The organism is Methylobacterium sp. J-026 (assembly GCF_022829585.1).
Classification (GTDB): domain Bacteria; phylum Pseudomonadota; class Alphaproteobacteria; order Rhizobiales; family Beijerinckiaceae; genus Methylobacterium.
In genome coordinates this window covers 46,618-64,670 of the sequence record NZ_JAKSYC010000034.1, presented here as the reverse complement: position 1 = coordinate 64,670, position 18,053 = coordinate 46,618, and the positions used below count along the sequence as shown (strand labels likewise).

Genomic DNA, 18,053 nt, shown 5'->3' with positions numbered 1-18,053 from the left:
CCTATTGTGCCGGCACGACCGGACGGCCGATCCGTTCGACGGTGAAGGCGCGTCCGTGCTGCAGGGACGGGATCCGGGCCCGGGCGTCCGCCACCTGGGCCAGGTCGATCTCGGCCAGAATGATCCCGGGTTCGTCGCCGCCGGCATCGGCCAAGACCCGGCCCCAGGGATCGACGATCAGCGAATGGCCGAAGGTCTCGCGTCCGTCCTCGTGGATGCCGCCCTGTGCCGCCGAGATCACGAAGGCCCCGGTCTCGATCGCCCGCGCCCTTTGCAGGATGTGCCAATGAGCCGCACCGGTTTGACGGGTGAAGCAGGCCGGTGCGGTCAGCACCTCGGCGCCGGCCTCGGCGAGCGCCCGGTACAGGCCGGGGAAGCGGATATCGTAGCAGATCGTCAGGCCGATCGCGGCCAGGGGCGTGGCGGCGACCACAGCACAGGTACCGCCGGTATAGGTCGCCGATTCCCGCCAGCGTTCGCCGCTCGGCAAATCGACATCGAACAAGTGGAGCTTGTCGTAGGCAGCCAGGATCCCGCCATCGGCGTCGATCAGGTACGCCCGATTGGCGATCCGGTCGCCCGCCCGCACCGCGATGGACCCGACCTGCACCACCGTGCCGGTCTCCCGGGCGGCCTCGCGCAGGGCCGCGAGCGTCGGATCGCGGTCCTCCGTGGTGACATGCGCGAACAGCCGCTCCCGGTTGCGCTCCACCAGCGAGGTCATTTCCGGGGTCTGCACGTAGGCGGCCCCCCGGGCCGCCGCCGCGCGCACGCCCGCCACGGCCGCATCGCGGTTCGCGGCCGGGTCCCGACCCGAACGCATCTGCACGCAGGCGGCCGTGAAGCGGGCCTCAGGCATCGGCGGTGTCTTTCAGGAGGCGGTCGAGCGTGCCGGCCCGTTCCAGCGCGTAGAGGTCGTCGCAGCCGCCGACATGCGTGGCACCCACGAAGATCTGCGGGACGCTGGTGCGGCCGCCCGCCTTCTCGACCATGGCGGCGCGGGAGCCCTGCACCCGCTCGACGTCGATCTCCTGGAAGGCGGCACCCTTCTCCTTCAGCAGGCTCTTGGCCGCCGAACAATAGGGGCACCACGCCGTGGTGTAGATGGTGACCGGCTGCATGGCCTTCGACGTTCCGCGCGTGATCCCCCACCATATTGGGGCGCGAAGAGCGAATTGCCTATGCCCGCGGGGTCACAGGCTTACCTGTAACCACCGGAACCCGGGTCGACGCGAAGGCGCTCAGGCGGCGAGCAGCTTCTCGACCTCGTTGACCAGATCGCGCAGGTGGAACGGCTTCGAGAGGACCTTCGCATCCTTCGGCGCCTTGGAATCCGGGTTGAGCGCGACCGCCGCGAAGCCGGTGATGAACATCACCTTGATATCGGGGTCGAGTTCGGTGGCGCGCCGCGCCAGCTCGATCCCGTCCATCTCGGGCATCACGATGTCGGTCAGCAGGAGCTCGAAGGGCTCCTCGCGCAGGCGATTGTACGCAGAGAGGCCGTTGTCGAAGGACAGGACGTCGTAGCCCGCGTTCTGGAGCGCCTTGGCGAGGAACCGGCGCATGTCGTTGTCGTCTTCCGCCAGCAGGATTTTCATCGGCCGGATCCGCGCCTTCGTGTCAGGGTGTTGATCCCATAAAGGGAGGCGATGGTAAACAAGGTGTTAGGATCATCGCCGCAGGGTGCGTTCGGAATCCCCCGAACGGCACCGTCGACCGCCGCCGCGCAGTGGACAGGCGGGCGAACGCACACCACACTGCGCGCTTGCCGTGCCTGTTCCGTCGCCGGGTTGTCCACGCATCGATGAGCGCTCCCGAATCGGTAAAGCCAGACGCCTTCGGATTCGCCCCGCCCTATGCGGTCGACGAACCCGCGGCGCACACCCTGCCGTTCGTGTTCAATACCGGTCATTCCGGGTCCGTCTACCCCCCGCATTTCATCGCCGCGTCGCGTCTCGATGCCCTGACCCTGCGCCGGTCGGAGGACGCGCATGTCGAGCGCCTGTTCGCGCCCGTGGTCGAGCTCGGCGCGCCGCTGCTGCGGGCGAACTTTCCCCGGGCGTTCCTGGACGTGAACCGCGAGCCGTTCGAGCTCGACCCGCGCATGTTCGACGGACGGCTGCCGCCCTTCGCCAACACGCGTTCGATGCGCGTCGCCGGAGGGCTCGGGACGGTTCCGCGCGTCGTCGCCGACGGACAGGAGATCTACGCCCGGAGGTTGCCGGTGGAGGAGGCGACCGCGCGGATCGAGGGCCTGTACAAGCCGTATCACCGGATCCTGCGCGGCCTCATCCAGCGCACCACCCAGCGCCATGGCCATTGTGTGCTCATCGACTGCCATTCCATGCCGTCATCGAGCCTGGGGCGCGATACGGAGATGAAGGCCGATGTCGTGCTCGGCGACCGGTTCGGGACCGCCTGCGCCCCCGCGCTGATCGACGGGTTCGACAGCGCCTTCCGGGCACGCGGCTTCAACGTGGTGCGCAACAAGCCGTACGCGGGCGGGTTCATCACCGAGCATTACGGCGAGCCGAACCTCGGACGCCACGCCCTCCAGATCGAGGTCAATCGCGCGCTCTACATGAACGAGACGAGCCTCGCGATGCATTCCGGGTTTCCCGGACTTGTGGACGCGCTGCGCGCCGTGATCGGCGAAGTGGCGACCGGACTGGGTGATCTCGCGCCGCGCCGGATGGCCGCCGAATAGCGACGATCCCTCAAGCCCGCGGTCCCCAAAACAAAAAAGGCCACTCCCGAAGGAGCGGCCCGAAGTCTAGGGAGGAAACGCCCAAGAAGGGCTGCGGAACCGCGACGCCATCGCGATCCCGCAACGCACAAAATAAAGTGCGCCGCACAAGACGCAAGGGCTAAATCGTGGCGGCTGCCGCATCCGACGCATAGCTGCATGGCAATCAACGAGCGGCCCTCTCAGGGAACCGTGGCCGGTTTGATTGGCCGGAATTTCTGAGGGGCGGTGCCCCGCTCAACCGTGCTCCTTGAGGAGCTTGGCGATTTCGGCCTTCAGCGGCCCCGCCAGATCCTTGCGCTCCAGCGCATAAGCGAGGTTCGCGGTGAGGAAGCCGAGCTTCGAGCCGGTATCGTAGGTCCGGCCCTCGTAGTGCAGGCCGAAGAAATCCTGGGTCTCCATCAGGTCGATCATGGCATCGGTCAGCTGGATCTCGCCGCCCGCGCCTTTCTTGCCGTGCTCCAGGATCCCGAAGATTTCGGGCTGCAGGATGTAGCGGCCGGAGATGATGAAGTTCGAGGGTGCCGTGCCCTGCTTGGGCTTCTCCACCATGCCGGTGATCTGGAACGACTGGCCATAGGTCTCGCCGACGCTCACGATCCCGTACTGATGAGTCTCCTCGGGTGCCACCTCCTCGACCGCGATGACGTTGCCGCCGTGGCGCTCGTAGGTCGCCAGCATCTGCTGCATGCAGCCGCGGCTCAGCATGTCCGGAAGCAGAACGGCGAAAGGCTCGTCGCCGATGATCTCCCGGGCGCACCACACCGCGTGGCCGAGCCCGAGGGGTGCCTGCTGGCGGGTGAAGCTCGTCTGCCCAGCCCGGGGCAGATCCTTCTTCAACTCCTCATAAGCGGCGGTCTTGCCGCGTTCCTGCAGGGTGTGATCCAATTCGAACGCGATGTCGAAATGGTCCTCGATGACCGCCTTGCCGCGTCCGGTCACGAACACGAAATGCTCGATGCCGGCTTCCCTTGCCTCGTCGACGACGTGCTGCACCACCGGCCGGTCCACGACGGTGAGCATCTCCTTCGGGACCGCCTTGGTCGCAGGCAGGAAGCGCGTGCCCAGGCCCGCGACGGGCAGGACGGCCTTGCGGATCGGTTTCATCGATCGGTAACCCCAAGGACAGAATGGAACGACGTGGTCGACGCTTCACAGTGACAGGTTCGACGCGCTCCGCGCCGAGCCCGTCACCCACGCCGGTGGCCGGTGCGCCAGTGAGACAGGCTAACGCGGCGCGTCGCAAGGGCTCGATGTGGATAGTATGGGTTAGCCTGCCGTAAATATACCGTCTGCAACCACGTAAGCAGGCTTACTGGCGACGGCTTTTGGGGGGATGACATGGCGGTCCTTGTAACGGGCGGCGCCGGCTACATCGGCAGCCACATGGTTCTGGCCCTGCTCGACGCCGGCCACGAGGAGGTCGTCGTTCTGGACGATCTCTCCACCGGCTTCGACTGGGCGGTTCCGGAGGGCGTCAAGCTCGTGCAGGGCGACGTCGCCGATCAGGCCCTTGTCACCCAGACGATCCTGCAGCACCGGATCGACGCCCTCGCCCATTTCGCCGCCAAGATCGTGGTGCCCGAATCCGTCGCGGACCCCCTCGGCTATTATCTCGCCAATACCGTGAAGACCCGCGCCCTGATCGAGGCCGCGGTCCGGGCGGGCGTGCGGCACGTGATCTTCTCCTCCACGGCGGCCGTCTACGGTGAGCCGGAGATCGTACCCGTCCCCGAGGACCTTCCGCTCAGGCCGATCAACCCCTACGGCCGCTCGAAGCTCATGAGCGAGTGGATGATCGCCGACGCGGCGGCGGCCCACGGCTTCTCCTACGTGATCCTGCGCTATTTCAACGTCGCCGGTGCCGACCCGGGCGGCCGGTCCGGCCAGTCGACACCGAACGCCACGCACCTGATCAAGGTCGCGACGCAGGCGGCCCTGGGCCAGCGCGAGCGGCTCGACGTCTACGGGACCGATTACCCGACGCCGGACGGCTCGTGCCTGCGCGACTATATTCAGGTCTCGGACCTCGCCGAGGCGCACCGGGTGGCACTCGACCACCTGCGGTCGGGGGGCGAGAGCCTGACGCTGAATTGCGGCTACGGGCGCGGCTACTCGGTGCTCGACGTGATCGCGGTGGTGAAGCGGCAGTCCGGCCGCGACTTTCCGGTGCGGCTCTGTCCCCGCCGCGCCGGCGATCCGGCGCAGATCGTGGCCGAGGCCCGGCAGATCCGCGCGCGGCTGGGCTGGCAGCCCCGCCACGACGACCTCGACACCATCGTGGCGCAGGCGCTCGCCTGGGAGGATCGTCTGTCGAAGCGCAACCGGATCTGAGCGGATGCCGTCGCGCAGGGGGTTGCTCGCGGCCGTCCTGGGCCTCGCAGCTGCAACGACGCGTGCCGGGGCGGACGCTCGCCCTGAGGGTGCCTTCCGGTCCTTCATCGACGGCCTGCGCCCCGATGCCGCGGCCCGGGGCATCGCCGCGGAGACCTTCAACGCGGCGTTCCGCGGTGTGACGGCGCCGGATCCCGGCATCCTGGCCCGGACCCGCCGCCAGAGCGAGTTCGTGCGCCCGGTCTGGGACTATCTGGTCGGCACCGTCTCGGCCGGCCGGATCGCCAAGGGAAGTGCACGCGCGGCTGCCCTGGCCGGGCCGCTCGAAGCGATCGAGCGCCGCTCCGGGGTGCCGGGTCCGGTGGTCCTGGCCATCTGGGGGATCGAATCCGATTTTGGCGCCAGCGCGGGGGGGATCCCGACCATCCGGGCCCTCGCGACCCTGGCCGCGGCCGGTCACCGGGGCAGCCTGTTCCGCGACGAGTTGCTCGCGGCGCTCACCATCCTGCAACGGGGCGACGTCACCCCGGAGCGGATGAGCGGAAGCTGGGCGGGCGCCATGGGCCAAGTCCAGTTCCTGCCCTCGACCTATCTGGCGCATGCGGTCGATTTCGACGGCGACGGCCGGCGGGATATCTGGACCAGCGCGACCGATTCGCTGGCGTCCATCGCGGCCTATCTGAAGGATCGCGGCTGGGATCCGGCGCTCTCGTGGGGCTACGAGGTGCTGTTGCCGGGCGATTTCGATCTGGCACGCTACACCGGCGACCTCGCCGCCTTCGCCGAGCGCGGCGTCCGGCGTGCCGACGGCCACCCGCTGCCCCCCCGCGGCCGCGCCAGCCTGTTCCTGCCCGGGGGCCGGGGCGCACCGTCCTTCCTGATCACCGACAATTTCGAGGTGATCCGGGGCTACAACACGTCCGATTCCTACGCTCTGGCGGTGGGCCATCTCGCGGATCGGCTCGGCGGCGGCCCCGCGCTGGCCGCGGCCTGGCCCGCGGCGGCGGGCCTCGACGGGCCGGGACTGCGGGCGCTCCAGACCGGGCTCGCGGCGACCGGCTACTATGATGGGCCCAAAGACGGCCGCGCCGGGCCCAAGCTGCGCGAGGCGGTACGCCGTTACCAGATCGGCGCAGGCCTGCCGGCCGACGGATATGCGACGGCAGCCCTCCTCGCCCATGTCGCGGGTCGCGGGGCGCCGGGCCCCTGACCGAGATCACGGTTTAGACCGGCAGCCGCCTTCGCCCTATAGTGCGTGTGATAAGGACGGCGTCGTTCCCGATGAAGAATACAGGATGCGCATGAAAGTCGGTCACCGAAGTGGCGCGATCCGCCCTGTTCAGCTGGCCTTGGCCGGCGCGCTGGGGCTGACCGGCTTGCCGCTGCTCGGTGGCGCCCAGGCGCTGGCGCAGTGGGGCGACGGGTACCAGCAGCCCGGCAATGGCGCCTACTACGAGGCGCCGCCGCGCCGGCGCCCCCGGGACGCCTATTACCGGGATGACGGCAATTACGGGCGGCAACAGCCCCGCTACGCGCCGCCGCAGGAAGCGCCGCGCCAATTCTACTGGCCCTGGGAGGACCGGCCGCAGCCGGTCGCCCCGCCGCCCGAGCGGACCTATCGGGCGCCGCGCCCGCGCAACACCTACGCCCCCGCCGAGGCGCAGCGGCCGGTGCCCGCCATCAAGCACCGGGTGCGCCCGGCCAGGGCCCCGACGCCGCCGAAGCCCGCCGTCGCCAAGACCGAGCCGCACGTTCAGATCGCGGTGTTCGGCGATTCCCTCGCCGACCACCTCGCGAAGGGCCTCGACGACGTGTTCGAGGACAATGCCGACGTCGCCGTCATCGATCGCGCCAAGGGCGACAGCGGTCTCGTGCGCAAGGACGTGGTCGACTGGCCGAAGGCGGTGCAGGATTATCTGCAGGCGAACCCGAAGGTCCGCTACGCCCTGGTCATGATGGGGGCCAACGACCGCCAGCCCATCCGCGAGGGCGACGAGACCGCCGATCCCCTGACGGACCGCTGGCGTACCCTGTACCGGGCCCGTGTCGACGCGCTGGTCAAGGTGTTCGCCGACCGGAAGCTGCCGCTGATCTGGGTCGGGCTCCCGCCCATGCAGAGCGAGGCGCTGAGCCGCGACCTGGCCGCCGTGAACGACATCGTGCGCGACAGCGTCACCAAGGCCGGCGCGACCTATGTCGACATCTGGCCCGGCTTCGTCGACGACCGGGACCGGTATGCTGTTTCGGGGCCGGATCCGGAGGGTCAGATCGCCAAGCTCCGCACCGCAGACGGCGTCCACTTCACCAAGGCCGGCGACCGGAAGCTGGCACATTTCGCCGATGTCGAACTCAAGCGCCTGATGGGTACGGCGCCGGCGCAGCCCGATCAGCCGCCCGCCGCCGTGGCGCCGAGCGCCGCGCCCTCGGTCTCCGGCCCGAGCCTCGACGGGACCGGGCAGCCCACCGACACGGCGGCCATCGACCGGCAGATCACCGCGATGCTGCCGAGCCTGCCCGAGCCCCCCGGCGTGCCGGCCCTTCCGGTCAAGCCCGCGGCGGGTCCCGTCGTGCCGTTGAGCCGGATGGAAGTCTCGCCCGGGGGCACCCTGCTGAGCGGCCGCCCCCGGGACGCCGACAACCTCGGCACCGTGGAGCGGACCCTGCTGCGCGGGAACGCCCCGATGCCGCAGCCCGGCCGGGCCGACGATTTCCGCTGGCCGCCGGGATGAGGCTGGAGCGGCCTGAGCGCGCCGGCGCCGGTCCCGATCGCGCCTATCGCGGCAGGACGCTCGCGCCCATCAGCGTCTCGTCGATGGCGCGGGCGGCCTGGCGGCCCTCGCGGATCGCCCAGACCACCAGGGACTGGCCCCGGCGCATGTCCCCCGCGGCCCAGATCTTCCCGTCCGAGGTACGGTAATCCTCCTCGTTGGCCTCGACGTTGCCGCGCTTGCTCACGCCGATCCCGGACTGCTCCAGGAGCCCCCTCTGCACGGAACCCGCGAAACCGATCGCCATGAAGACGAGGTCGGCCGGGAGCACGAATTCCGAGCCGGGCATGGGTTGGCGCTTGGCATCCACCCGGGCGCAGACGACACCCGTGAGCTGACCCTTCCTGTTGCCCTCGAGCCGTAGGGTCGCGGCCTGGAACTCGCGCTCCGCGCCCTCGGCCTGGCTGGAGGAGGTCCGCATCTTCGTCGGCCAATAGGGCCATACGGTGAGCTTGTCCTCCCGCTCCGGCGGCCGCTGGCGGATGTCGAGCTGCGTCACCGACAGGGCGCCCTGCCGGAACGCTGTGCCGACGCAGTCGGAGGCCGTGTCGCCGCCGCCGATGACGACCACGTTCTTGCCGGCGGCGAGGATCGGCGGTTCGCCGTTACCGGGCATCGGCTCCTGGCTCACGCGCCGGTTGGACTGGATCAGATAGGGCATCGCGTAGTGGACGCCGTCGAGGTCCTGGCCCGGCAGCTGCGGATTGCGCGGGTCCTCGGCCCCGCCGCAGAACATCACCGCGTCGAACTCGGCCTTCAGCTCATCGACCGGCTTCGTCACGCCGATATTCTGATTGTAGTGGAAGACGACGCCCTCGGCCTCCATCTGGCGCACGCGCCGGTCGATATGGCGCTTCTCCATCTTGAAGTCCGGGATGCCGTAGCGCAGCAGGCCGCCGGCTTTGGGCTCGCGCTCGAAGACGTGCACGTCGTGCCCGACCCGGGCGAGCTGCTGGGCGGCGGCCAAGCCGGCCGGGCCGGAGCCCACGACCGCGACGCGCTTGCCGGTGCGGGTCTCCGCCGGCTCGGGCTTTACCCATCCCATGTTCCAGGCGCGGTCGGCGATCGCCTGCTCGATCGTCTTGATCGCCACCGGCTGGTTCTCGAGGTTGAGCGTGCAGGCCTCCTCGCAGGGCGCGGGACAGATGCGGCCGGTGAATTCGGGGAAGTTGTTCGTGGAGTGGAGGTTGCGCGAGGCCTCCTCCCAATCCGACTGGAAGACGAGGTCGTTCCAGTCGGGGATCTGGTTGTGGACCGGGCAGCCGGTCGGACCGTGACAGAACGGGATGCCGCAATCCATGCAGCGCGCGGCCTGTTTGGTCAGGTCGTGCTCGTCGAGCGGCAGGGTGAATTCGCGGAAGTGTCGCACGCGGTCGGCGGCGAGCTGATACTTCTGCTCCTGCCGGTCGAATTCGAGGAAGCCTGTGATCTTGCCCATCGGTCAGTCCAATCGCGCCGCTATGTCGTCTGCCGAGTCGTTGCGCTCCTCGTCGATGTGTTGTTCGATCACGGGCGAACCCAGTTCTCGATCATCAAACCGTCGATCCGCGCGAATTCCCGTGTGTTGTCCGTGACCAGTACGCTCTCGTCGGCGAGCGCCTGCGTGGCGATGAGCAGGTCGTTGGCCCCGATCGGTGTCCCGGCCCGCTCAAGCTCGAAACGTAAGTCAGCGTAGAGTGCGTCGTACGGCTCACGCCAGGATTCGATCGGGAACGCTCCGAGCACCGCCTCGATTTGCCGTGTTAGCCGTTCCGATCGCCTTCGAGCAGCGCCATACCGGAGCTCCGCAGCCACGACGACGCTTGTGTAGATCCCGGCTTCTCCAATTCGTCGAAGCTGCTCCGCCACAGCTCCGCGTGGCGACCGGACGAGCGCCGAGAGGATATTGGTGTCGAGCAGGTAGCGCATTCACAGTCGTACGTCTTCGGGCTGCGCATCCGCGATATCCGGCCAATCCTCGTCCAGGCATTCGAGGCCGTCGAGGATCTGGATGAGCGAGGGGCGGACAACTGGCTCGATGACGAGCTTGGCCCCGTCCTGACGCAGGAGCACTTCCTCACCGCCCAGCATGAAGCCGGGCGGGATATCGAGACGCTGCCCGCCCGGGGTCCGGACCAGACGGACGCGCACGACTGGTTCGCCCATTGTCGCCTCCGCCTATTCCGCCGCCACCGGCATCCGTGCCATCTCCATCTCGCGCAGGGCCCGCCGGTACTCGACCGGCATCACCTTGACGAACCGCGTGCGGAAATGCGCCCAGTCGTCGAGGATCTGCTTGGCCCGCGGGCTGCCCGTGTACTTGAGGTGGTTGGTGATGAGCTGGCTCAACCGCTCCTCGTCGTGGCCCGACATGTTCGCCAGGATGTCGACGCGCCCCTTGGTCTCAAGGTCGCCGTCCTGGTGGAAGCGGCGCATCAGGTCGTCCTCCTCCTCGACAGGTTCCAGATCGACCATCGACAGGTTGCAGCGGGCCGAGAACGAACCGTCCTCGTCGAGCACGTAGGCGATGCCGCCCGACATGCCGGCCGCGAAGTTGCGCCCGGTCTCGCCGATCGACACGACGACGCCGCCGGTCATGTACTCGCAGCCATGGTCGCCCATGCCTTCGACCACGGTGATCGCGCCCGAGTTGCGCACGGCGAAGCGCTCGCCCGCGGAGCCGCGGATGTAGCACTCGCCGGCGATCGCCCCATACAGCACGGTGTTGCCGACCATGATGGTCCGGTCCGCCGGAGAGCGGAGCGCGTCACTCGGCCGGATGATCAGCTTGCCGCCCGACAGGCCCTTGCCGACATAGTCGTTGCCGTGGCCCGTCAGCTCGATGGTCACGCCGGCCGCCACCCAGGCGCCGAAGCTCTGGCCGGCGGTGCCGGAGAGCTTCACCACGATGGTGTCGTCGGGCAGGCCCTCATGGCCGTGGGCCTTCGCCACCATACCGGACAGCATCGCCCCGGCGGCCCGATCCGAATTGCGGATCGTATCGGTGACGACCACCGGCTCCCCGGTCTCGATGGCGTGCCGGGCCCGCTCGATCAAGCGCCGGTCCAGGACCGTCTCGATCGGGTGGTGCTGACGCTCGACGTGCCGGATCGGCGTGCCCTCGGCCACCTTCGGCCGGTGGAACAGCTTGGTGAAGTCGAGCCCCCGCGCCTTCCAGTGGGAGATCGCCGCGACCTTGTCGAGCACGTCCGAGCGGCCGACCGCCTCCTCCAGCTTGGTGAAGCCCAGCGACGCCAGAATCTCCCGCACCTCCTCGGCCACGAAGAAGAAGTAGTTCACCACGTGCTCGGGCGTGCCCTTGAAGCGCTTGCGCAGCACCGGATCCTGCGTGGCGACGCCCACCGGACAGGTGTTCAGGTGGCACTTGCGCATCATGATGCAGCCGGCCGCGATCAGCGGAGCCGTGGAGAAGCCCATCTGGTCGGCGCCGAGCAGGGCCGCGATGACCACGTCGCGCCCGGTCCGGATGCCGCCATCGGCCTGGAGGGCGACGCGCCCGCGCAGGCCGTTGAGCACCAGGGTCTGCTGGGTCTCGGCCAGACCGGTCTCCCAGGGACCGCCCGCGTGTTTGAGCGAGGTCAGCGGCGCCGCGCCGGTCCCGCCGTCATAGCCCGAGATGGTGATGTGATCGGCCCGGGCCTTGGCGACGCCCGCCGCCACCGTGCCGACGCCGACCTCGGAGACGAGCTTCACCGAGACGTCCGCCGCCGGGTTCACGTTCTTCAGGTCGAAGATCAGCTGGGCCAGATCCTCGATCGAGTAGATGTCGTGGTGCGGCGGCGGCGAGATCAGGCCGACCCCCGGGGTGGCGTAGCGGACCTTGGCGATCTTGGCGTCGACCTTGTGGCCGGGCAGCTGGCCGCCCTCGCCGGGCTTGGCGCCCTGCGCGACCTTGATCTGCATCATGTCGGAATTCACGAGATATTCCGTCGTGACGCCGAAGCGGCCCGAGGCGACCTGCTTGATCGCGGACCGGCGCGAGCGCCCGTCCGGCAGGGGCTTGAACCGCTCGACCTCCTCGCCGCCCTCGCCCGAATTCGACCGGCCGCCGAAGGAGTTCAGCGCGATGGCCAGCGTCTCGTGGGCCTCCTTGGAGATGGAGCCGTAGGACATCGCCCCGGTGGCGAAGCGCTTCACGATCTCGGAGGCCGGCTCGACCGAGTCGAGCGGCACCGGCGCGCGGCCGATCTCCTCCGCCCCCTTGATGCGGAACAGGCCGCGCAGGGTCTTGAGCTGGTTCTCCTGGCGGTTCACCAAACCCGCGAACTCGCGATAGCGCGCGGGCACGTTGAGGCGCACCGCGTGCTGGAGCGTCGCCACGGTGTCGGGCGTCCAGGTGTGGGTCTCGCCACGCAGCCGATAGGCGTACTCGCCGCCGACATCGAGGGCGTTGCGGTAGACCGGGGCGTCGCCGAAGGCATCGCGGTGCCGGCGCACCGTCTCCTCGGCGACCTCGGCCATGCCGACGCCCTCGATGGTGGTCGCGGTCCCGAAGAAGTCGCGGCTCACAAACTTCGAGTTCAGGCCGACCGCATCGAAGATCTGCGCCCCGCAATAGGACTGGTAGGTGGAGATGCCCATCTTGGACATCACCTTCAGCAGCCCCTTATCGATCGCCTTGACGTAGCGGTAAATGATCTCGTCGTCGGTGAGGTCCGGCGGGAATTCGTCCTTCATCGCCAGCAGCGTCTCGAAGGCGAGATAGGGATTGATCGCCTCGGCGCCGTAGCCCGCCAGGCAGGCGAAGTGATGCACCTCGCGCGGCTCGCCGGACTCGACCACGAGTCCGACAGAGGTCCGAAGGCCCTTGCGGATCAAGTAATTGTGCACGGAGGCGGTGGCCAGTAGGGCCGGGATCGGGATCCGGTCCGGCCCGACCGCCCGGTCGGTGAGCACGATGATGTTGTAGCCGCCCCGCACCGCCGCCTCGGCCCGGTCGCAGAGCCGGTCGAGGGCGCCGTCCATGGCCTGAGCGCCCATCTCGGCCGGGTAGGTGGTGTCGAGGGTCTTCGTGTCGAACCGGTCCTCGAAATGGCCGATCGAGCGGATCTTCTCGAGGTCGGCGTTGGTGAGGATCGGCTGGCGGACCTCCAGGCGCTTGCGCCGGGACGCGCCCTCCATGTCGAGCAGGTTCGGCCGCGGACCGATGAATGAGACGAGGCTCATCACGGCCTCCTCGCGGATCGGGTCGATCGGCGGGTTGGTCACCTGCGCGAAATTCTGCTTGAAATAGGTGTAGAGCAGCTTCGACTTCTCAGAGAGCGCCGAGAGCGGCGTATCCGTGCCCATCGAGCCGACCGCCTCCTGGCCGGTGACCGCCATGGGCTGCATCAGCAGCTTGAGGTCTTCCTGCGTGTAGCCGAAGGCCTGCTGGCGATCGAGCAGGCCGACGTCGCCGCGCGACTCGCGCGGCTGCACCGGACGCAGATCCTCCAGCACGATCTGGGTGTTCTTGACCCAGTCGGCATAGGGATGCGCGGCGGCGAGTTCACCCTTGATCTCCTCGTCGGAGACGATCCGGCCCTTCTGGAGATCGATCAGGAGCATCCGGCCCGGCTGGAGGCGCCAGGACTGGACGATCTTCTCGTCCGGGATCGGCAGGGTGCCCATCTCGGAGGCGAGCACCACGAGGCCGTCGTCGGTGACGATGTAGCGGGCCGGGCGCAGGCCGTTGCGGTCGAGGGTCGCGCCGATTTGGCGGCCATCCGTGAAGGCCACGGCGGCCGGTCCGTCCCAGGGCTCCATCAGGGCGGCGTGGTACTCGTAGAAGGCGCGCCGCTCCTCGCTCATCAGCGGGTTGCCGGCCCAGGCCTCCGGGATCAGCATCATCATCGCGTGGGCGAGCGGGTAGCCGCCCTGCACCAGGAACTCCAAAGCGTTGTCGAAGCAGGCGGTGTCGGACTGGCCCTCGTAGGAGATCGGCCAGAGCTTCGAGATGTCGTTGCCGAACAGGTCGGAATCGACGCTCGCCTGCCGGGCCGCCATCCAGTTGACGTTGCCGCGCAGCGTGTTGATCTCGCCGTTATGGGCCACCATCCGGTACGGGTGCGACAGGCGCCAGGTCGGGAAGGTGTTGGTGGCGAAGCGCTGGTGCACCAGCGCGATCGCCGAGACGAAGCGCTCGTCCTTCAGGTCGAGGAAGTAGCCGCCGAGCTGCGTGACCAGCACCATGCCCTTGTAGACGATGGTCCGGGTCGAGACCGAGACCGGATAGAACTCCTTCACCCGCGGGTCGTCGAGGCTGTAGACTCGGTTGGAGATCACCTTGCGGGCGACGTAGACCCGGCGTTCGAACACGTCCTGATCGGTCACCGACGCGGGGCGGCCGATGAAGACCTGCCGGTGATGCGGCTCGGTCGCCTTCACGGCCACGCCGAGATCCTCCGGATCGACCGGCACATCGCGCCAGCCGAGCAGCGGAAGCCCCTCGGAGGCGAGGACCGATTCGATGATCTCCTGAATGATCGCCCGGGGCTCCTCCGCCTTGGGCATGAAGAACTGGCCGATGGCGTAGGCGCCCGCCGGCGGCAGCTCGAAGCCGAGACGCGAGCATTCCTCGGCGAAGAAGCCGTGCGGGATCTGCGTGAGGATGCCGCAGCCGTCGCCCATCTTGGGGTCGGCGCCGACCGCGCCGCGGTGGTCGAGGTTCTCGAGGATCTTCAGACCCTGCGCGACGATCGCGTGGGTGCGGCGGTCGTGCATGTCGGCGATGAAGCCGACGCCGCAGGCGTCGTGCTCGTTGGCCGGGTCGTAGGCGCCCTGCGAGGCCGGCAGCGCCGGGTCGCGCACGATGAGCGGCATCGCACCGCCGCGCGGGGCGGTGGCCTCGACCGGGCAAGCGGCGGGCACTTCGGCAGCTCTGCGTTGCGACATGCTTCGATTCGTCCTTCCCTCGCCTCGTCCGTCCCTGGACGCGTCGCCCCTAGACGGACCCCGCCTTGACGCTGCGAGCATGTTTCGTGCCCGCAGGCCGTCGGCACCAGTCGCTCCGACCTCATGTCGCAGGCCATCCGGCCGGTCCACGGGGACACGTCCAGCAGCTTGCATTCATCGAGGACCCTGACCGCTCGGGGAGCGGTGCACTGGCGCGCCCGTATCCGTCTGCCGGATGTCTCGCCTGCGCGCGAGTCGGAGACGGCTGGGGTGCACGGCCGATGGGACAGTTGTGCTGTCCTAAGTCGCGAAATTGCCAGATTGAAATGCTTTCAGCAAGAGACCGTCGACGGTGGGTTCCGGGGTGCGGTCCGGGCGCCGGACCCGGCCTCCGCAATCTCGCCCGAATCGCACGCTCTACCCACCGGGCCGAGCACAAGCGGCATGCGGGGCAACGACCTCGCCGGCATGGTCGAGGTCCGGGTTCACCGGCCCGGACCATGCCGGGACCGGACACTCTGCCGGGTCTCCAGAACGGGAACGCACAAGAGTGACGATGATCAGGACGGCGGCACGCCTGCGGACGACCACGACCCGGGCGCTCTGCGCCGCGCTCCTGTCCGGGTGCGCCCTTCTGGGCCTCGGCCACGACGCCAGCGCCCAGTTCTTCGAGGAAGAAGTGATGCCCCCGCGGGTCGTGGCGTGGCGCCTCGCCGACCAAGGGTTCACCGGACTGAGCCGGCCGCGCTACGACGGCCGCGTCTATGTGGTCGAGGCGGTCAGCCCGGCGGGCGCGCCGATGCGGCTGTTCGTCGACCCTGCCAGCGGGGGGATCGTGGGCCGACAGCGGCTCGGCGCCCCCGACACCTATGCGCGCCTGGAACGCCCCACCCCCGGCTTCGGCTGGACCGAGGAGGAGGACGTGCGCCGGCCGATTCCGCGCGCGCCCAGGGAGGTCCCGGGCCTGCGGCTCCCGCACCGGCCGTCCGGCGAAGCCCTCCGGCCGGAGGGCGGCCCCGACGGCCTCAACCCCGACAGTGCCGGTCGGAGCCTGCCGCCGCGGAAAGTCGCACGCGCCGTACCGCCGCGGGCGCCCGAGTTGCGCGCGATTCATCGCGCCTCGCCCGAGGCGCCGGCCCCGAAGATCGCCCCCGCCGACGCCGCTCAAAGCGTGACGCCCGAGACCAAGTCGGCGGCGATCGAGAAGGTGCCGTCGGCGAGTCCCGCCGCCCCCGCGGCCAATCCGGTCACGCCGGCCGAGGGCGCCGTCGCCGAGGCGGCCAAGCCCGCCGCCAAGGACTGGAAGGACCCGCCCACCGACCGGAAGCCCGTCCGGGTGATCGGCGGCGCCACCATCGTCCCGGGTCCGTCGGAGAAGGAACCGGCCGCGGCGCAATAGCGCGCTACGCGTCGGCGAGCCGCTCCGCGCCGGTGAAAACCGTGACCGTGTCGGCGCGGGCGATGGCGCAGAGGGTGATCCCGTGCGCCTGGGCGCGTTCCAATGCCAGGGAGGTCGGCGCCGAGATCGCCACGATCACGGCCGCCCCGAGACGGGCGGCCTTCTCGACCATCTCGAACGAGCAGCGGCTGGTGATCACCAGGAATCCCCGGTCCACCGGCATCTCCGCGCGCATCAGGGCGCCGATCAGCTTGTCGAGGGCATTGTGGCGGCCGACATCCTCGCGCACGGCGACGAGGGTGCCGTCGAGCTCAGCCCAGGCCGCGGCGTGGACCGCCCGCGTCTCCGCACCGAGCGTCTGCGCCGCGTCGAGTCCCGCGAGGGCGCGGGCGATCGCCGGCAACGGGACCCGCAGGTCCGCCGCCGCCCGCATCGCGGCCCGCGGCAAGTCGGCCAGATCCTCGATGCCGCACACGCCGCAGCCGGTGCGGCCGCTGATCGCACGCTTGCGGGCGAGGTGCTCGCGGAGCCGGCCCGGGGCCAGATCGACATGCAGCCGCAGCCCCTCCGGTCCGGCCTCGACCCGCGTCCCGCGGATTTCCGCGGCATCCTCGATGATCCCCTCGGTCAGGCTGAACCCGTAGGCGAAATCCGCGAGATCGGCCGGCGTCGCCATCATTACGGCGTGGGGCACGCTGCCGTAGACCAGATTGACGGGGGCCTCGACCGCCAGGGCCCGGGTTCCGGACCGTTGCTCGGCGCCCGTATAGGCGACCACACGCATGGGCACGTCCACCGCGCAGGGCGGCAGGCCGGGGGGGCGATGATCGGTGTCGCTCGACATGCGGCCCTCCGGTGGCGTCGCGCACAGCTATCCGTCACCGCACCGGGGAGGCAATGGCACGGACCGGCCGGAAAGCGTGCGATGCGACGCTTGTGCGGTTGCACCTCGACGGCCCTTGTGGTCTGAAGCCCCGGTCGGATAATGCCGGGTGACACAACCGGTACTCCGTCACGCCGGAACAATCCCGCCCGGGATCGGGACGGACGGTCCGGCGGGAGCCAGACAGCCAGGGGAGCCACGAGAGGCAGATGCGGACGGTGCGGACGATCAACCGGTCACTCTGGAGCCTCGCCGCTCTCGGCGCCCTGCTCTTCCCGTCAACCGGCGCGCAGGCCGGCGGTTTCGGCCAGCCGGTGCCGTGGGAGATGAGCCGGCAGATCCCGGTCACCGAGAACGCCCGGGATATCCTCAGCTTCGAGATCGGCCTGCACTGGCTGTCGCTGGCGATCTCCGTCTTCGTGCTCGGGCTGATCCTGTGGTGCATCTTCCGCTTCGGCGAGAAGCGCAACCCGACGCCCTCGCGCACCACCCACAACACCGCCATCGAGATCGCCTGGACGATCGTCCCGGTGCTGATTTTGGTCGCCGTGGCGATTCCCTCGTTCCGCCTGCTGCGCACGCAGCTCTCGGACCCGAAGGCCGACATGATGGTCAAGGTCATCGGCCATGCCTGGTACTGGTCCTACGAGTATCCGCAGACCGAGGCCGGCGGCGGCTTCACCTTCGATGCCAACATCGACGAGGACAAGCAGCCGCGCCTTCTGCAGGCCGACAACGAGATGGTGGTGCCGATCGGCAAGATCGTGAAGATCCAGGTCACGGCAGCGGACGTGCTGCATTCCTGGGCGATGCCGTCCTTCGGCTTCAAGATCGACGCGGTCCCCGGCCGCCTCAACCAGATGTGGTTCAAGGCCGACAAGGAAGGCACCTTCCACGGTCAGTGCTCCGAGCTGTGCGGCCAGCGGCACGCCTACATGCCGATCGTGGTCCGCGTGGTCAGCGAGCAGGCCTATGCCGACTGGCTGAAGGAGGCCAAGACCAAGTACGCCCGCAACGACACCGGCACGAGCCTCGCCGAGGCGCGCTGAG

The 18,053-nt window shown here is 69.2% G+C and carries 15 protein-coding genes; 6 read left to right on the top strand and 9 right to left on the bottom strand.

Features of this window, described 5'->3' with window-relative positions; translation table 11 throughout:
- Position 1: 1 nt before the first annotated feature.
- The 3 genes from MKK69_RS01970 to cpdR form a co-directional block, all read right to left on the bottom strand.
- On the bottom strand, positions 2–859 hold the full coding sequence (locus tag MKK69_RS01970) for a carbon-nitrogen hydrolase family protein (protein ID WP_243965028.1): 858 nt from the start codon (positions 857–859) through the stop codon (positions 2–4).
- Positions 852–1,121 carry a glutaredoxin 3 gene (gene grxC, locus MKK69_RS01965; protein WP_243965026.1) on the bottom strand — a complete coding sequence of 90 codons (270 nt, stop codon included), beginning with the start codon at positions 1,119–1,121 and terminating at the stop codon, positions 852–854. The genes MKK69_RS01970 and grxC overlap by 8 nt, the downstream gene beginning before the upstream one ends.
- 120 nt (positions 1,122–1,241) lie before the next feature.
- Positions 1,242–1,598, bottom strand: a complete 357-nt coding sequence (gene cpdR, locus MKK69_RS01960) for a cell cycle two-component system response regulator CpdR (RefSeq protein WP_003603128.1) — start codon at positions 1,596–1,598, stop codon at positions 1,242–1,244.
- 206 nt (positions 1,599–1,804) lie between these two features.
- Between cpdR and MKK69_RS01955 the strand changes: the two genes are divergently transcribed.
- Entirely contained in the window at positions 1,805–2,707 is a 903-nt protein-coding gene (locus MKK69_RS01955) for an N-formylglutamate amidohydrolase (RefSeq protein ID WP_243965025.1), read from the top strand.
- 276 nt (positions 2,708–2,983) lie between these two features.
- Here the strand turns inward: MKK69_RS01955 and galU are convergent, their stop codons facing one another.
- On the bottom strand, positions 2,984–3,853 hold the full coding sequence (gene galU, locus MKK69_RS01950) for a UTP--glucose-1-phosphate uridylyltransferase GalU (protein WP_243965023.1): 870 nt from the start codon (positions 3,851–3,853) through the stop codon (positions 2,984–2,986).
- A 234-nt stretch (positions 3,854–4,087) separates the two neighbouring features.
- On the opposite strand from galU, the gene galE reads away from it, so the two are divergent.
- The 3 genes from galE (at position 4,088) to MKK69_RS01935 (ending at position 7,809) form a co-directional block, all read left to right on the top strand.
- Positions 4,088–5,080 (top strand): UDP-glucose 4-epimerase GalE, encoded by a 993-nt coding sequence (gene galE, locus MKK69_RS01945; RefSeq protein WP_243965021.1) that lies wholly within the window; start codon positions 4,088–4,090, stop codon positions 5,078–5,080.
- Positions 5,081–5,084: 4 nt separating this feature from the next.
- Complete coding sequence (locus MKK69_RS01940) at positions 5,085–6,290, top strand: lytic murein transglycosylase (RefSeq protein WP_243965020.1); 1,206 nt, start codon at positions 5,085–5,087, stop codon at positions 6,288–6,290.
- 85 nt (positions 6,291–6,375) lie between these two features.
- A complete protein-coding gene (locus MKK69_RS01935) occupies positions 6,376–7,809 on the top strand; it encodes a DUF459 domain-containing protein (RefSeq protein ID WP_409564767.1) in 1,434 nt (477 codons plus the stop codon).
- 43 nt (positions 7,810–7,852) lie between these two features.
- Here the strand turns inward: MKK69_RS01935 and MKK69_RS01930 are convergent, their stop codons facing one another.
- The 4 genes from MKK69_RS01930 to gltB all read right to left on the bottom strand — a co-directional run bounded on the left by MKK69_RS01930 (position 7,853) and on the right by gltB (position 14,721).
- Positions 7,853–9,286, bottom strand: coding sequence for a glutamate synthase subunit beta (locus tag MKK69_RS01930; protein WP_243965017.1), 1,434 nt, complete (start codon positions 9,284–9,286; stop codon positions 7,853–7,855).
- A gap of 68 nt (positions 9,287–9,354) precedes the next feature.
- Positions 9,355–9,756, bottom strand: a complete 402-nt coding sequence (locus MKK69_RS01925) for a type II toxin-antitoxin system VapC family toxin (RefSeq protein WP_243965015.1) — start codon at positions 9,754–9,756, stop codon at positions 9,355–9,357.
- Positions 9,757–9,993, bottom strand: coding sequence for an AbrB/MazE/SpoVT family DNA-binding domain-containing protein (locus MKK69_RS01920; RefSeq protein WP_243965013.1), 237 nt, complete (start codon positions 9,991–9,993; stop codon positions 9,757–9,759).
- 12 nt (positions 9,994–10,005) lie between these two features.
- Positions 10,006–14,721 carry a glutamate synthase large subunit gene (gene gltB / locus MKK69_RS01915; RefSeq protein WP_243965011.1) on the bottom strand — a complete coding sequence of 1,572 codons (4,716 nt, stop codon included), beginning with the start codon at positions 14,719–14,721 and terminating at the stop codon, positions 10,006–10,008.
- 556 nt (positions 14,722–15,277) lie between these two features.
- Between gltB and MKK69_RS01910 the strand changes: the two genes are divergently transcribed.
- Positions 15,278–16,120, top strand: coding sequence for a hypothetical protein (locus MKK69_RS01910; RefSeq protein ID WP_243965064.1), 843 nt, complete (start codon positions 15,278–15,280; stop codon positions 16,118–16,120).
- Between the two features lie 4 nt (positions 16,121–16,124).
- On the opposite strand, the gene fdhD is transcribed toward MKK69_RS01910, so the two are convergent.
- On the bottom strand, positions 16,125–16,964 hold the full coding sequence (gene fdhD, locus MKK69_RS01905; protein WP_409564766.1) for a formate dehydrogenase accessory sulfurtransferase FdhD: 840 nt from the start codon (positions 16,962–16,964) through the stop codon (positions 16,125–16,127).
- A gap of 248 nt (positions 16,965–17,212) precedes the next feature.
- Here fdhD and coxB point away from each other — a divergent pair, with 248 nt between their 5' ends.
- Complete coding sequence (coxB, locus tag MKK69_RS01900; RefSeq protein WP_243965009.1) at positions 17,213–18,052, top strand: cytochrome c oxidase subunit II; 840 nt, start codon at positions 17,213–17,215, stop codon at positions 18,050–18,052.
- Position 18,053 lies beyond the last annotated feature (1 nt).

Coding starts and splice junctions, on each gene's coding strand:
- MKK69_RS01970 (WP_243965028.1), bottom strand. CDS start 859: ATGCCTGAGGCCCGCTTCACGGCCGCCTGCGTGCAGATGCGTTCGGGT.
- grxC (WP_243965026.1), bottom strand. CDS start 1,121: ATGCAGCCGGTCACCATCTACACCACGGCGTGGTGCCCCTATTGTTCG.
- cpdR (WP_003603128.1), bottom strand. CDS start 1,598: ATGAAAATCCTGCTGGCGGAAGACGACAACGACATGCGCCGGTTCCTC.
- MKK69_RS01955 (WP_243965025.1), top strand. CDS start 1,805: ATGAGCGCTCCCGAATCGGTAAAGCCAGACGCCTTCGGATTCGCCCCG.
- galU (WP_243965023.1), bottom strand. CDS start 3,853: ATGAAACCGATCCGCAAGGCCGTCCTGCCCGTCGCGGGCCTGGGCACG.
- galE (WP_243965021.1), top strand. CDS start 4,088: ATGGCGGTCCTTGTAACGGGCGGCGCCGGCTACATCGGCAGCCACATG.
- MKK69_RS01940 (WP_243965020.1), top strand. CDS start 5,085: ATGCCGTCGCGCAGGGGGTTGCTCGCGGCCGTCCTGGGCCTCGCAGCT.
- MKK69_RS01935 (WP_409564767.1), top strand. CDS start 6,376: ATGCGCATGAAAGTCGGTCACCGAAGTGGCGCGATCCGCCCTGTTCAG.
- MKK69_RS01930 (WP_243965017.1), bottom strand. CDS start 9,286: ATGGGCAAGATCACAGGCTTCCTCGAATTCGACCGGCAGGAGCAGAAG.
- MKK69_RS01925 (WP_243965015.1), bottom strand. CDS start 9,756: ATGCGCTACCTGCTCGACACCAATATCCTCTCGGCGCTCGTCCGGTCG.
- MKK69_RS01920 (WP_243965013.1), bottom strand. CDS start 9,993: ATGGGCGAACCAGTCGTGCGCGTCCGTCTGGTCCGGACCCCGGGCGGG.
- gltB (WP_243965011.1), bottom strand. CDS start 14,721: ATGTCGCAACGCAGAGCTGCCGAAGTGCCCGCCGCTTGCCCGGTCGAG.
- MKK69_RS01910 (WP_243965064.1), top strand. CDS start 15,278: ATGATCAGGACGGCGGCACGCCTGCGGACGACCACGACCCGGGCGCTC.
- fdhD (WP_409564766.1), bottom strand. CDS start 16,964: ATGTCGAGCGACACCGATCATCGCCCCCCCGGCCTGCCGCCCTGCGCG.
- coxB (WP_243965009.1), top strand. CDS start 17,213: ATGCGGACGGTGCGGACGATCAACCGGTCACTCTGGAGCCTCGCCGCT.